Origin of the sequence: Pseudomonas sp. LB-090624 (assembly GCF_003205205.1) — a bacterium.
Lineage (GTDB): Bacteria > Pseudomonadota > Gammaproteobacteria > Pseudomonadales > Pseudomonadaceae > Aquipseudomonas.
Map to the genome: position 1 here is coordinate 259,697 of NZ_QJRL01000004.1, position 12,923 is coordinate 272,619.

The 12,923-nt window shown below is 61.5% G+C and carries 16 protein-coding genes; all 16 read right to left on the minus strand.

Going from position 1 to position 12,923, the window contains the following annotated elements:
* Positions 1 to 33 precede the first annotated feature (33 nt).
* Positions 34 to 708 carry a 7-cyano-7-deazaguanine synthase QueC gene (queC, locus tag DMX11_RS06895; protein ID WP_256590517.1) on the minus strand — a complete coding sequence of 225 codons (675 nt, stop codon included), beginning with the start codon at positions 706 to 708 and terminating at the stop codon, positions 34 to 36.
* A 17-nt stretch (positions 709 to 725) separates the two neighbouring features.
* Positions 726 to 1,373: a 7-carboxy-7-deazaguanine synthase QueE gene (gene queE / locus DMX11_RS06900; protein WP_110743842.1), complete on the minus strand. Its 648-nt coding sequence runs from the start codon at positions 1,371 to 1,373 to the stop codon at positions 726 to 728.
* Positions 1,374 to 1,533: 160 nt separating this feature from the next.
* Positions 1,534 to 2,340 carry a tol-pal system protein YbgF gene (gene ybgF, locus DMX11_RS06905; protein ID WP_110743807.1) on the minus strand — a complete coding sequence of 269 codons (807 nt, stop codon included), beginning with the start codon at positions 2,338 to 2,340 and terminating at the stop codon, positions 1,534 to 1,536.
* A 6-nt stretch (positions 2,341 to 2,346) separates the two neighbouring features.
* Positions 2,347 to 2,847, minus strand: coding sequence for a peptidoglycan-associated lipoprotein Pal (pal, locus tag DMX11_RS06910; protein WP_003254755.1), 501 nt, complete (start codon positions 2,845 to 2,847; stop codon positions 2,347 to 2,349).
* A gap of 54 nt (positions 2,848 to 2,901) precedes the next feature.
* Complete coding sequence (tolB, locus tag DMX11_RS06915) at positions 2,902 to 4,173, minus strand: Tol-Pal system beta propeller repeat protein TolB (RefSeq protein ID WP_218278946.1); 1,272 nt, start codon at positions 4,171 to 4,173, stop codon at positions 2,902 to 2,904.
* Between the two features lie 26 nt (positions 4,174 to 4,199).
* Positions 4,200 to 5,306, minus strand: a complete 1,107-nt coding sequence (gene tolA / locus DMX11_RS06920) for a cell envelope integrity protein TolA (protein WP_110743809.1) — start codon at positions 5,304 to 5,306, stop codon at positions 4,200 to 4,202.
* Entirely contained in the window at positions 5,306 to 5,758 is a 453-nt protein-coding gene (gene tolR / locus DMX11_RS06925; RefSeq protein ID WP_008090221.1) for a protein TolR, read from the minus strand. Before tolR ends, tolA begins: the two co-directional genes overlap by 1 nt.
* Before the next feature lie 14 nt (positions 5,759 to 5,772).
* On the minus strand, positions 5,773 to 6,468 hold the full coding sequence (gene tolQ, locus DMX11_RS06930; protein WP_010952367.1) for a protein TolQ: 696 nt from the start codon (positions 6,466 to 6,468) through the stop codon (positions 5,773 to 5,775).
* A gap of 2 nt (positions 6,469 to 6,470) precedes the next feature.
* Complete coding sequence (gene ybgC, locus DMX11_RS06935; protein WP_110743810.1) at positions 6,471 to 6,923, minus strand: tol-pal system-associated acyl-CoA thioesterase; 453 nt, start codon at positions 6,921 to 6,923, stop codon at positions 6,471 to 6,473.
* A gap of 125 nt (positions 6,924 to 7,048) precedes the next feature.
* Positions 7,049 to 8,095: a Holliday junction branch migration DNA helicase RuvB gene (gene ruvB / locus DMX11_RS06940; RefSeq protein WP_110743811.1), complete on the minus strand. Its 1,047-nt coding sequence runs from the start codon at positions 8,093 to 8,095 to the stop codon at positions 7,049 to 7,051.
* On the minus strand, positions 8,092 to 8,709 hold the full coding sequence (gene ruvA / locus DMX11_RS06945) for a Holliday junction branch migration protein RuvA (protein ID WP_110743812.1): 618 nt from the start codon (positions 8,707 to 8,709) through the stop codon (positions 8,092 to 8,094). Before ruvA ends, ruvB begins: the two co-directional genes overlap by 4 nt.
* Before the next feature lie 109 nt (positions 8,710 to 8,818).
* Complete coding sequence (gene ruvC, locus DMX11_RS06950) at positions 8,819 to 9,343, minus strand: crossover junction endodeoxyribonuclease RuvC (RefSeq protein WP_110743813.1); 525 nt, start codon at positions 9,341 to 9,343, stop codon at positions 8,819 to 8,821.
* Positions 9,344 to 9,522: 179 nt separating this feature from the next.
* Positions 9,523 to 10,269, minus strand: coding sequence for a YebC/PmpR family DNA-binding transcriptional regulator (locus DMX11_RS06955; RefSeq protein ID WP_110743814.1), 747 nt, complete (start codon positions 10,267 to 10,269; stop codon positions 9,523 to 9,525).
* Positions 10,270 to 10,384: 115 nt separating this feature from the next.
* Positions 10,385 to 12,160, minus strand: coding sequence for an aspartate--tRNA ligase (aspS, locus tag DMX11_RS06960; RefSeq protein ID WP_110743815.1), 1,776 nt, complete (start codon positions 12,158 to 12,160; stop codon positions 10,385 to 10,387).
* Positions 12,161 to 12,253: 93 nt separating this feature from the next.
* Positions 12,254 to 12,475 (minus strand): FmdB family zinc ribbon protein, encoded by a 222-nt coding sequence (locus DMX11_RS06965; protein WP_003254776.1) that lies wholly within the window; start codon positions 12,473 to 12,475, stop codon positions 12,254 to 12,256.
* A 92-nt stretch (positions 12,476 to 12,567) separates the two neighbouring features.
* Positions 12,568 to 12,897 (minus strand): ribbon-helix-helix domain-containing protein, encoded by a 330-nt coding sequence (locus DMX11_RS06970; protein ID WP_110743816.1) that lies wholly within the window; start codon positions 12,895 to 12,897, stop codon positions 12,568 to 12,570.
* Between the last annotated feature and the right edge of the window lie 26 nt (positions 12,898 to 12,923).

A 12,923-nucleotide genomic window follows, 5' to 3' on the forward strand; every position in this document is an offset into this window, starting at 1 on the left:
CTAACGGGAAATCAATACCCCATCAAACTTTGTTCAAAAATATCGAGTCGGATCTTGCACTCCGGCGGCCTTGAAGCCGTCAGCGCGCAGCCGGCAACTGTCGCACTTGCCACAGGCACGGCCGTCGTCGTCCGCCTGGTAGCAGGAGACAGTCAGGCTGTAGTCAACACCACGGGCCATGCCAGCCTGCACGATCTGCGCCTTGCTCATGTTCTGCAGCGGCGCCTGGATGCGGAAACCCTGCCCTTCTACACCGGCCTTGGTCGCCAGGTTGGCCATGCGTTCGAAGGCTTCGACAAACTCGGGGCGGCAATCCGGGTAGCCGGAGTAGTCCACGGCATTGACACCAATGAAGATATCCCGTGCTTCCAGCACTTCGGCCCAGCCCAGTGCCAGCGACAGGAACACGGTGTTGCGCGCCGGCACATAAGTGACCGGGATACCTTCACCCGGGGTTTCCGGCACGTCGATGCTGCTGTCGGTCAACGCCGAGCCGCCGATGCCATCGAGGTTCAAGCCGATCACCTTGTGCTCGACCACACCCAGGTCCCGTGCCACGCGGGCGGCAGCGTTCAGCTCGGCGCGGTGGCGCTGGCCGTAATCGAAGCTCATGGTGTAGCAGTCGTAGCCCTCGGCCTTGGCCATGGCAACCACGGTGGCCGAGTCCAGGCCGCCGGACAACAGGATTACTGCGCGCTTATCAGTCATGTGTACTTGCTCCTCAATCAACGTCCGGGCTCGTCGTTCCACAGCAGCTTGTGCAACTGCAGCTGGAAGCGTACGGGCAGGTTGTCGGCAACAATCCAGTCCGCCAGGTCGCTGGCGCTCACCTGGTGGTGGCTCGGCGAAAACAGCACCTCACCGGCGCGCTCGGCCAGGTTGTACTGGATCAGCTTGGAAACCGCCCAGTCATAGTCCTCACGGGAACAGATGACGAACTTGACCTGGTCGTTGCGGGTCAGCTGTTCGATGTTCGAGTAGAGGTTACGGTGCGACTCTTCTGAGCCCGGCGTCTTCAGGTCCACCACGCGGCTGACACGGGTGTCGGTGCCGGCGATATCCAGTGCGCCGCTGGTCTCCAGCGACACCTCGTAGCCGGCATCGCACAGCCGCTGCAGCAACGGCAACGCGTTTGGCTGGGCCAGTGGCTCACCACCGGTGACACAAACGTAGCGCGGCTTGAAGCCGGCCACCTGCTCAAGGATCGAATCGAGGGTGCGTAGGGTGCCGCCACTGAAGGCATAGGCACTGTCGCAGTACTGGCAGCGCAGGGGGCAACCGGTAAGGCGCACGAATACCGTGGGCAGCCCAGCCGTTCGCGTTTCACCCTGCAACGAGTAAAAGACTTCGGTAATGCGTAATGTATCTTGCATGGTCGCCACGGGCGTGACAGCTAAACAGGCTGTCCGCCTCCGTCAGGCACTGTCGCGGACTCGACATGGCGTTATCCGCAGCAGCGTGTTTACGAAAAAAGGGCAGTGATTCTAACGAAAAAACCCGCGACTGGCGCGGGTTTCTTTTGAACGGTAACGCTTACAGCTTTTGCAGGTCGCGTTGAGCCAGTTGCGCGGCAGAGGTGCCGGGGTACTGGGTGATGACCTGCTGCAGGATGCCCTTGACCTTGTCGGTGTGGCCCATGCGGCGTTCGACATCAGCCAGTTTGTACAGCGAATCCGGCACCTTGCTGTGCTTCGGATACTTCTGGCTGACCTGGGCGAAGGCCTGGCTGGCACCTGGCAGGTCGCCCTTGGCCAGGTTCACCTCGCCCAACCAATACTGGGCGTTGCCGGCGTACTGGCTGTTCGGGTACTTGCGCAGGAAGGCGTTGAACGCCTGGCTGGCCTTGTCGAAGTCTTTTTGCTTGATCAGGTCGAAAGCGGCATCGTAGTAGAGCTTTTCTTTCGCCGGATCACCGGGCTCGCTACTGGCGGCCGGTTGTTGCGCAGCAGCACCAGCTGCGGCATCGGGGGCGGCATTGGAAGCACCACCACCGGAGGAATTGTCAGGGGTTGCGGCAGGCGCAGCGCCACTGTTGATGCGACGGTCCAGGTCCTGGTATCGCTCCAGGTTTTCCTGCTTCATGCGCGACACATCGTTCTGCAGCTCTTCGATGATGCCTTGCTGGCGGGAAAGCTGATCCTGCATCTGTTGCAGCTGCATGAACAGCTGGCCCTGTGCAGAGGCAGGGGCCGAAGCCCCCGACCCGGCATAGGCGCCGCTCGTGCCATAACCCGCAGGCGGATAACTGCCTGCGTTGTCATCTACTACAGGGACCTCAGCCCAGGCCGCGAGCGGCAGGCTGAGTGCGAGGACGGTTACTACACGGCGGCACATACGCATAAGAACTTACTTACGCAGTTCTACGCGACGGTTCTGAGCCCAGGACTGCTCGTCGTTGCCGGTAGCAACTGGACGCTCTTCGCCGTAGGAAACCAGTTCCAGCTGAGCAGGGGAAACGCCCTGCAGAACCAGGTAGCGCTGAACGGCTTTCGCACGACGCTCACCCAGAGCCATGTTGTACTCGCGGGTGCCGCGCTCGTCGGTGTTGCCTTCCAGGACAACGCGGTTGCCGTTGGCTTTCAGGTCCTTGGCGTGAACGTCCAGAGCGCGCATGGCTTCTGGCTTCAGGTCCGAGCTGTCGTATTCGAAGTAGAAGGTGGTGATTGCGCGCAGGGCGGCTTCTTCGCTCAGGGAGCCGTCAACAGCGCCAGTGTTGGCACCGTAGCCAGCGTTAGGATCTACAGCAGCGCCTTCGCCTGCGTTGTCACCGCCCTTCGAGGAGCAACCTACAGCTACAGCCATGGCCAGAGCCAGCGCAGCAAATTTACCAAACTTCAGCATTTCCATCGTGAAACTCCTAATGAAACCCCAGTGTGTTAAGCAAAACGTATTACGCCGCAATCAGTTCAGGTAAGGGGACCAGGACGGTTCTCTGACTTCGCCTTGAGCGGTAGGAAGTGGGAGCCTCACGCGGCCATTAAGCGACACGAGCATCAAGACTCCCCGGCCCTGCTGGCGGGTGGCGTAGATTAGCATGGTGCCGTTAGGCGCAACAGTGGGAGACTCATCAAGACTTGTTTCAGACAGAATCTTTACACTTCCGCGCTGCAAGTCCTGTGCGGCCACTTTAAAGTTGGTAAAGCCCTGTTGGCGATGAATCATCACCAGGGTCTTTTCGTCAGCCGAAAGTTTCGGGTTGGCGTTGTAGTTACCCACGAAGGTTACACGCTCGGCGCCACCGCCACTGACCGACTGTTTGTAGATCTGCGGCTTGCCGCCACGGTCGGAAGTGAAATAAAGGGTGTTGCCGTCTTTACCCCAGAACGGTTCGGTATTGATACCCGGGCCTGCCGTTACACGGCTGATCTGGCGCGAAGCCACGTTCATCACGTAGATGTCCGGGTTGCCGTCCTTGGACAGCACGAATGCCAGGCGCGAACCGTCCGGCGACCAGGCGGGTGCGCCGTTCAGGCCTTCGAAGTTGGTCACCTGCTCGCGGCGACCGGTGTCGATGTTCTGCACGAAGATACGTGGGCGCTTCTGCTCGAACGAAACGTAGGCGATACGCTTGCCATCCGGCGCAAAGCGCGGCGACAGGATTGGCTCGCGCGATTGCAGCAGGGTCACCGCACGCGCACCGTCGTAGTCGGAACGCTGCAAGGTGTAGCGGGTATTGTTGGTAGAGAAACGCTCGGCCGTCACGTACAGCATGCGGGTGGAGAACGCACCCTTGATGCCGGTGAGCTTCTCGAACGACTGGTCGGCAATGTAGTGCGCCATGTCGCGCAGCTGGTCGGTGCTGCCAGCAACGCTACCGGTCAGCACTTGCTGCTCGGTGGCGACGTTGAACAGCGCGTACTGCACCTGCAGGCGACCGCCCGACGGCACGATGCTACCAACCATCACGTACTGGGCGCCCAGGGCTTTCCAGTCACGGAAGATCACTTCGCTGGCCTGCGACGGCTGGCTGATCATGTTCTGCCGTGGAATCGGCGAATAGTAGCCAGAGTTGCGCAGGTCGTTGCCGATAATATCGGCGATGTCTTCGGGCAACACGCTACCGCCCTGCATACCGAACGGCACTACCGCGATGGGCGTGGCCCGGTCGCTGCCGCTGGTAACCAGGATGTTCTTTTCTTCTGCCACCGCCATGCCTGCCACGCAGCAGAGCATGACCAGCAGTCCTCTCAGACGTTTAATCACAACGCTAGATCCTCAGGTGTAAATGTCATCTTGAACGAACGATATTGGTTGAAATCGCTCGGCTTCATACCCTGCATCTCGGTCAAACGACCAATGTTCTTCACCGCAGCCACCGCCGAACTGTCATACGGGCCGTCACCACTGGACCGGGCCACGCTGACACTGGTGATGGTACCGTCCGGCAACATGTTGATCTGCAGGACCACCGTCATGCCCTTGCGCGCGGAAGGCGGACGTGCCCAGCCCTCGGCCGCGCGCATGCGGATCAGGTCGTCGAAGTCGCCGGCCACCTGGTCACCCTGCTCGTCGGCCAGCGCCTGCTGCCGCTCGGTGGTATCGGACAACAGCTCGGCCAGGGCCTGGGCTTTCTTGTCTTCTGCCGCCTTGCGGACCGCTTCCTGTGCCTTTTTCTTCTGGGCGTCTGCAGCGGCCTTTTTCTTGGCCTCTTCAGCTGCCTTCTTCTTCGCATCCTCGGCCGCCGCTTTCTTCTTGGCGTCCTCGGCTGCTTTTTTCTTGGCCTCTTCGGCTGCCTTTTTCTTGGCGTCCTCGGCGGCTTGCTTCTTCGCCTCTTCAGCGGCCTCTTTCTTGGCCTCTTCTTCGGCTTTTTTCTTCGCTTCGTCCTCGGCCTTCTTCTTGGCGATGTCGGCCTGCTGCTTCTCGGCGGCTTTCTTCGCCTCGTCGGCCTTCTTGGCTTCAGCGGCTTTCTTCGCTTCAGCAGCCTTGGCGGCTTCAGCGGCCTCGGCTTTTTTGGCTTCAGCGGCCTCGCGCGCCTCTTCGGCCTTTTGAGCGGCGTCGGCTTTCTTTTGTTCCGCGGCCTTCACGGCCTCTTGCTCGACCTTCTTCTGTTCAAGCTGCTCGACTTCGGTCTGGCGCGAGGCGGTTTTCTTCGCTTCCCCGGCAATCTTCTGATTGGTCTGGGTGGTCGCCTGGCTCTTGGACTTGAGCTGATACAGGGTAGCCTGAACGATCGGCTTGGATGGCGGCAGCTCAGGCGTCATGGCAAAACTGACGAACAGCAGGGCGAACACCAGCACATGCAGGCCGATGGCCCAGACACTGGGCCAGAAGTAGCTTTCCGAGGCGGATGGCTCTCGCTGTTGCATCAGGGCGCCTCGGTAATCAGGCCAACGTTACCGACACCGGCCTTTTGCAACCCGCCCATGGCCCCCATGACCGCGCCATAGTCGACAGCCTTGTCGCCACGAATGAACACCTGGGTCTGCTTGCCTTGGTCACGGCCGGCGGCAATGATCTTGGTCACGGCACTGGTCATGTCGGGCAAGGTCATGGCCTTGTCCATCTGCTTGTCGGTATCGACTTCGCTGCCGAGGTTCCAGTAATAGGTCTTGTCGGCCTTGATGGAGATGGTGAGGATCTGGACGTTGTTGTCCTGCGGCAAGGCTTCGCTGGAAACCTTGGGCAGGTCGACCTTCACGCCCTGGTTGAGCATGGGCGCCGTCACCATGAAGATGACCAGCAGCACCAACATCACGTCGATGTAGGGCACCACGTTCATCTCGGCGACGGGCTTGCGTTTGTGGCGAACTCGGGCCATGGGCTTTTACCTGATTACTCTTCGCTGGTGTGCACTTTGCGGTGCAGGATCGCCTGGAACTCATCGGCGAAGGTGTAGTAACGGCCGATCAGCACTTCGCTGCGCGCGGCGAAACGGTTGTAGGCAATAACTGCCGGGATCGCTGCGAACAGGCCGATGGCGGTGGCGATCAGCGCTTCGGCGATACCCGGGGCAACCGTGGCCAGGGTGGCCTGCTGGGCGCTGGCCAGGCCGCGGAAGGAGTTCATGATGCCCCACACGGTACCGAACAGGCCGATGTACGGGCTGGTGGAACCGACAGTGGCCAGGAACGGCAGGCTCTGCTCGAGTTTTTCTTCCTCGCGCGAAATGGCAACGCGCATGGCACGGCCAACGCCTTCCATGACCGCGTCAGGGTCAACGCCCGGCTGCTGGCGCAGGCGCGAGAACTCCTTGAAGCCGGCACGGAACACCTGCTCGACGCCCGAATCCGGGTCTGGGTTGCTACCTGCCTGACGGTACAGCTTGGACAGATCGATGCCCGACCAGAAGCGCTCCTCGAAGGCATCCAGCGCACGACGACCGGCGCGCAGCATGGTGCTGCGCTGGAAGATCATGATCCATGAAGTGACCGATGCGGCCACCAGGGTCAGCATTACCAGCTGTACCACCACGCTGGCATTGCTGACCAGACTCCACATGGAGGTATGGTCGACGACGTTAGCTTCCACGCTTATTCTCCTGCATTCGATTGATTACCCGAGCCGTCCGCCGCAAAGGCGTCGCGCAGCTGGGGAGGTATGGCTCGGGGTTTGAAAGTGTCGGCGCGCACTGCGGCCACCAGGAACTGCCCTTCGCAGAGCAGCGTTTCATCCTTTTCCCGCCAGACCTGCTGTACGAAACGCAGGCTGGCGCGATTGAGTTCAAGTACTTGCGCGGTGACTCGCAGTTCGTCGTCCAGCCGCGCCGGCGCGTGATAGCGCGCTTCGCTGGAATGGACCACGAACAGCAGGTTGTCTTCGGCCAGTAGCGACTGGGAAAAGCCCAGGTGCCGCAGGCGTTCGGTGCGCGCGCGCTCCATGAATTTCAGGTAATTGACGTAATACACCACGCCACCGGCATCGGTATCTTCGTAATAGACGCGACAACGGTGTGCGAACGGTTCCAGGCCATTTTGCGCGCGCATACTCTAGTGCTTACTCCTCAGCTTGCCAATCCGCTGCGGCAACTGTTTTTGCTTCATTAATGTCTTATTGCCAGCGCACCTAGGGCATGCCAGCGGTAGGACCACGAAAAGTCGGTTTTGATCTGTCATTCATCGCCCGGCTCGGAAAAATCACCACCCTCCCCCAGACGCCCTGGAATATTCAGGCCGAAGTGCAGGTAGGCATGACGGGTGACCACGCGACCGCGCGGGGTACGCATGATGTAGCCCTGCTGAATCAGGTACGGCTCGAGCACGTCCTCGATGGTATGGCGCTCTTCGCTGATGGCTGCGGCCAGGTTGTCCACACCCACCGGGCCACCATCGAACTTCTCGATCATGGTCAGCAGCAGGCGGCGGTCGGAATGGTCGAAACCGCGCTCGTCGACGTCCAGCAGGTTCAGCGCCATGTCGGCCACGGCCTTGGTGATCTGGCCCTTGCCGCGCACCTCGGCATAGTCACGCACGCGGCGCAGCAGGCGGTTGGCGATACGCGGCGTGCCGCGGGCCCGGCGGGCGATCTCGTAGGCACCCTGATCTTCGATGGCCAGGCCAAGGATATTGGCCGAACGGCTGACGATGGTAGCCAGGTCCTTGTCGCTGTAGAACTCCAGGCGCTGAACGATACCGAAGCGGTCACGCAGCGGGTTGGTGAGCATGCCGGCCCGGGTAGTGGCGCCGACCAGGGTGAACGGTGGCAGGTCGAGCTTGATCGAACGGGCCGCCGGCCCTTCGCCGATCATGATGTCGAGCTGGAAGTCTTCCATGGCCGGGTACAAGACCTCTTCGACGATCGGTGACAGGCGGTGGATCTCGTCGATGAACAGCACGTCGTGCGGTTCGAGGTTGGTCAGCATGGCCGCCAGGTCGCCCGGGCGCTCCAGAATAGGCCCCGAGGTGCTTTTAACCGACACCCCCATTTCATGGGCGATGATGTTGGCCAAGGTAGTCTTGCCCAAGCCTGGCGGGCCGAAGATAAGCGTGTGATCGAGCGACTCACTGCGGCCACGGGCGGCCTGGATGAACAGTGCCATCTGCTCGCGCACCACCGGCTGGCCGATGTAATCGTCCAGGCTGAGCGGGCGAATCGCCCGGTCCTGGACTTCTTCACGGTCGCGGCCACTGGCGGCGATCAGGCGGTCGGCTTCGATCACTTGGTAATCATCCCTTTCAGGCTGCGGCGTATCAGTTCTTCACTGCTGAGGCCGGCCTTGTCCTTGATCGCGGCGATGGCCTTGCTGGCTTCCTGGGGCTTGTAACCCAGCGAAACCAGGGCACTGACCGCATCGGCCTCGGCGCTGGACTCGCTGGCGACCGGCAATGGCCCGTCGGAGACCAGGGTGAACATGGCCGGGGAAGTTTCCCAGGCCTTGAAGCGGTCCTTGAGCTCGACCAGCAGGCGTTCGGCGGTCTTTTTGCCAACACCAGGCACACGCACCAGGGCAGAAGTGTCCTGAGCCTGCACGCAGCGCACCAACTCGTCCACTTCCAGGCCGGACATCAGCGCCAGGGCCAGCTTAGGCCCCACGCCGTTCAGGCGGATAAGCTCACGGAACAGCTCGCGCTCGCGCTTTTCGGCAAAACCGTAGAGCAGGTGGGCGTCTTCGCGCACGACCAGGTGGGTGTGCACGGTGACGGTTTCGCCCACTTTGGGCAGACGGTACAGCGTGGTCATGGGAACTTCCAGTTCGTAACCCACGCCGTTGACGTCGATAATCAGGTGCGGCGGCTGTTTTTCCGCCAGGGTGCCGCGCAAACGTCCAATCACGTTCCGATCCTTCCTCTCGGGGAGCCGGTCAAAGACCGCTCAACCCTATCAGCAAATTCAGCGGGTGAATGCGTCACCCAGACAAATTTTGTATCTGCGCATGAAGCGCTCAAAGACGCAAGCGCCCGCCGCGTCGCCGCGCCGTGGCGAGGCCATGGGGGACCAGGCTGGAACGGGTGTGGGCGTGGCACAGTGCAATCGCCAGGGCGTCAGAGGCGTCGATCTGCGGCTTTTGCGTCAGTTTCAGCAAGTGCATGACCATCATCATCACCTGCTCCTTGTTGGCTCCCCCGGTGCCGGCCACGGCCTGCTTCACCTGGGTGGCGCTGTATTCGGCGATTTCCAGGCCAGCCTCGGCAGCCGCGACGATAGCCGCGCCACGGGCCTGGCCGAGCTTGAGCGCCGAGTCGGCATTGCGGGCCATGAACACGCGCTCGATGCCCATGGTCACTGGGCCGTGCAGGGCGATGATTTCACTGACACCGCGAAAAACGATCTGCAGCCGTTCGTGCAACTCACCGCTGCCGGTGCGGATACAGCCCGACGCCACGTACTCGCAACCACGAGCGGTCTGGCGTACCACGCCATAGCCGGTGATGCGCGAGCCGGGGTCGATACCTAGAATCAGAGTCATAGTGCCTGTCGTAAATTGATGCATCTTTGCAAACTGCACCGGCCCTTTCCGCAGTGGTTCGGCGCCCCGCTCCTACAGGTACTGTGCAATACCTGTAGGAGCGGGGCGCCGAACCACTGCGGAAAGGGCCGGTGCAGGCAACGAAAAGCTTTAATGCCTGATTGAACTGCCAGGACACCTTAGCCGAGGTTTTCCATGATCTCATCGGAAATCTGGGCGTTGGAGTAGACGTTCTGCACGTCATCCAGGTCTTCGAGCATGTCGATCAGCTTGAGCACCTTCTCGGCACCGTCCTGATCGAGTTCGGCGCTGGTGGTCGGCTGCATCACGATTTCCGCGTCAGCCGCCTTGAAGCCGGCTTCTTCCAGGGCATTCCGCACCGCGTAGAAGCTGTTGAACGAGGTGAACACCTCGAACGAACCGTCGTCGTTGGCTACCACGTCATCGGCATCGGCTTCCATCGCCGCTTCCATCAACGCGTCTTCGTCTACGCCAGGGGCAAAGCTGATCTGCCCCTTGCGCTCGAACAGGTAGGCCACCGAGCCATCGGTGCCGAGGTTGCCGCCACACTTGGTGAAGGCATGGCGCACGGCGGCGGCGGTACGGTTGCGGTTGTCGGTCATGGCTTCGACCATGATCGCCACGCCACCCGGGCCGTAACCCTCGTAGCTGAGTTCTTCGACGTTGTCGCTTTCGTTGGTGCCGGCACCACGGGCCACGGCGCGATCGATAATGTCGCGGCTCATGTTGGCGCCCAGGGCCTTGTCCAGCGCCAGGCGCAGCCGCGGGTTGGAAGCCGGGTCAGGTCCGCCCTGCTTTGCAGCGACCGTCAATTCGCGGATCCACTTGGTGAAGACCTTGCCTCTCTTGGCATCCTGGCGCTCTTTGCGGTGCTTGATGTTCGCCCACTTGGAATGACCAGCCATAACGACTCCGAATCCTTTGACTCACAAACAGCCCCGCCCCATGACGGGGCGGGGCGGGAAAATGCCTGCGCCGGAACGCAAAGGGCGCATCCATGTGGGTGCGCCCGGGGACTGCTTACTCGACCTTGGTCTGTTCGCGCAGTCGGATGTGCAGCTCGCGCAGGGCCTTGGCGTCGACCAGGCCAGGGGCTTGGGTCATGACGCACGCAGCGCTCTGGGTTTTCGGGAAGGCGATCACTTCACGGATCGACTGGGCGCCGGTCATCAGCATGACCAGGCGGTCCAGGCCGAAGGCCAGGCCACCGTGAGGCGGTGCACCGAACTTCAGGGCGTCGAGCAGGAAGCCGAATTTCTCTTCCTGTTCCGCTGCCTCGATGCCCAGCAGGCGGAATACTGCCTGTTGCATCTCTTTACGGTGGATACGGATCGAACCGCCACCCAGTTCGGTACCGTTCAGCACCATGTCGTAGGCACGCGACAGCGCGGTGGCCGGGTTGGCCTCGAGCTCTTCCGGGGTGCACTTCGGCGCGGTGAACGGGTGGTGCAGCGCAGTGAAGCTGCCGTCTTCGTTCTCTTCGAACATCGGGAAGTCGACGACCCACATCGGCGCCCACTCGCAGGTCAGCAGCTCGAAGTCGTGACCCAGGCGGATACGCAGCGCGCCCAGGGCTTCACTGACCACCTTGAACTTGTCGGCACCGAAGAACACGATGTCGCCGTCCACGGCACCCACGCGGTCGAGGATGTTGTTGAGGTTGGCCTCAGGGATGTTCTTGACGATAGGCGACTGCAGGCCTTCGACACCCTTGGCGCGCTCGTTGACCTTGATGTAGGCCAGGCCCTTGGCACCGTAGATGCCCACGAACTTGGTGTACTCGTCGATCTTACTGCGCGGCATGCTGGCACCGCCTGGCAGACGCAGGGCGGTCACACGGCACTTCGGATCGTTGGCCGGGCCGGCGAACACCTTGAAGTCGACATCCTTCAGCTGGTCGGCAACGTCGACCAGTTCCAGCGGGTTACGCAGGTCTGGCTTGTCGGAACCGTAGCGGCGCATGGCTTCTTCGAAGGTCATGTGCGGGAATTCGCCGAATTCCAGGTCGAGCACTTCCTTGAACAGCTTGCGGATCATGCTTTCGGTCAGGCCCATGATCTCGCTTTCATCGAGGAAGCTGGTCTCGATGTCGATCTGGGTGAATTCTGGCTGGCGGTCGGCACGCAGGTCTTCGTCACGGAAGCACTTGGCGATCTGGTAGTAGCGGTCGAAGCCGGCGACCATCAGCAGCTGCTTGAACAGCTGGGGCGACTGCGGCAGGGCGAAGAAGCTACCGGCATGGGTACGGCTTGGCACCAGGTAGTCGCGCGCGCCTTCCGGAGTGGCACGGGTGAGGATCGGCGTTTCGACGTCGAGGAAGCCGTTGTCATCCATGAACCGACGGATGCTGCTGGTGATGCGCGAACGCAGGCGCAGCTTTTCAGCCATTTCCGGGCGACGCAGGTCGATGAAGCGGTAGCGCAGGCGGGTTTCCTCGCCGACGTCGGAGTACTCGTTCAGCGGGAACGGCGGGGTTTCCGCTTCGTTGAGCACGGTCAGCTGGTAGCCGAGGATCTCGATGGCACCGGAGGCCATGTTGGCATTCACTGCACCTTCAGGGCGCTTGCGGACCTTGCCGGTGATCTGTACGACGTATTCGCTGCGCACGCGGTCGGCGGCGGCGAAGGTTTCGGCGCGATCCGGGTCGAACACGACCTGGGCCATGCCTTCGCGGTCACGGATGTCGAGGAAGATCACCCCGCCGTGGTCGCGGCGACGATGGACCCAGCCGCAAAGGGTGACTTCCTGGCCGTCCAGGCTCTCGTTCAGTTGGCCGCAATAATGGCTGCGCATCATGATGGTGGTTTCGCTTCTCGTGATTCGTGTATTCGGTGGAGGCCTTGGCCGCCCAGAGGGCTAATACTGCAAGACCCGGTCACAGCATTCAACTCAGTCGGCCTTGTCGCCGCCTGCCAGATTCTTTTTCGCCCCGGTCTTGAAGTCGGTTTCGTACCAACCATTTCCGCTCAGGCGAAAGCCTGGCACCGACAGCAGCTTTTTCAGCGCTGGCGCCTGACAGGCCGGGCAATCGGTAAGCGGCGCGGCGCTGATCTTCTGCAGCACTTCCATGCGGTGCTCGCAGGATGCACATTGATAGTCATAAAGGGGCATGGGTGTCTCTCGTCAACCACAACGCTGGCTGCCGGGGCAGCAAAAAGCGGGATTATATATGGTTAACAGGCACTGCGCAGCCCGCCCGGCGATCAACGCACACTTGGCGGGTCTTGCAGCCATGCCACGCAGATTACCCGGATCAACCCGCTGAAATTGCGCACTCCACCCTGGCGCAGGTGGACCTCGCGGTCTACGTAGGACAACACCGCACTGACCGAGCAGTGGTTGGCGGCGGCGATGCGCTCGAGAATGCCCCAGTAGACGGCCTCCAGGCGCAGGCAGGTGGAAAAGCCGTTGAGCCGCACCGAGCGCGACACTGGCTGGGTCTGCAACATGTCGAAATCCGCCTTGAACGGATCAATGCACTGTTTTCCCGGCCAACTGCCCTGGCCAGCCACACGCTTGCTCGCTTGCATCATGCGCCACACTTCCTCGTCACAGGTAC

Excerpts from the sequence above, each read along its gene's own strand:
- queE (WP_110743842.1), bottom strand. The coding sequence starts at position 1,373 with ATGCAAGATACATTACGCATTACCGAAGTCTTTTACTCGTTGCAGGGT.
- tolB (WP_218278946.1), bottom strand. The coding sequence starts at position 4,173 with ATGCTCTGCTGCGTGGCAGGCATGGCGGTGGCAGAAGAAAAGAACATC.
- DMX11_RS06970 (WP_110743816.1), bottom strand. The coding sequence starts at position 12,897 with ATGATGCAAGCGAGCAAGCGTGTGGCTGGCCAGGGCAGTTGGCCGGGA.
- DMX11_RS06955 (WP_110743814.1), bottom strand. The coding sequence starts at position 10,269 with ATGGCTGGTCATTCCAAGTGGGCGAACATCAAGCACCGCAAAGAGCGC.
- DMX11_RS06965 (WP_003254776.1), bottom strand. The coding sequence starts at position 12,475 with ATGCCCCTTTATGACTATCAATGTGCATCCTGCGAGCACCGCATGGAA.
- queC (WP_256590517.1), bottom strand. The coding sequence starts at position 708 with ATGACTGATAAGCGCGCAGTAATCCTGTTGTCCGGCGGCCTGGACTCG.
- tolR (WP_008090221.1), bottom strand. The coding sequence starts at position 5,758 with ATGGCCCGAGTTCGCCACAAACGCAAGCCCGTCGCCGAGATGAACGTG.
- ybgC (WP_110743810.1), bottom strand. The coding sequence starts at position 6,923 with ATGCGCGCGCAAAATGGCCTGGAACCGTTCGCACACCGTTGTCGCGTC.
- ruvC (WP_110743813.1), bottom strand. The coding sequence starts at position 9,343 with ATGACTCTGATTCTAGGTATCGACCCCGGCTCGCGCATCACCGGCTAT.
- tolA (WP_110743809.1), bottom strand. The coding sequence starts at position 5,306 with ATGCAACAGCGAGAGCCATCCGCCTCGGAAAGCTACTTCTGGCCCAGT.
- aspS (WP_110743815.1), bottom strand. The coding sequence starts at position 12,160 with ATGATGCGCAGCCATTATTGCGGCCAACTGAACGAGAGCCTGGACGGC.
- ybgF (WP_110743807.1), bottom strand. The coding sequence starts at position 2,340 with ATGCGTATGTGCCGCCGTGTAGTAACCGTCCTCGCACTCAGCCTGCCG.
- pal (WP_003254755.1), bottom strand. The coding sequence starts at position 2,847 with ATGGAAATGCTGAAGTTTGGTAAATTTGCTGCGCTGGCTCTGGCCATG.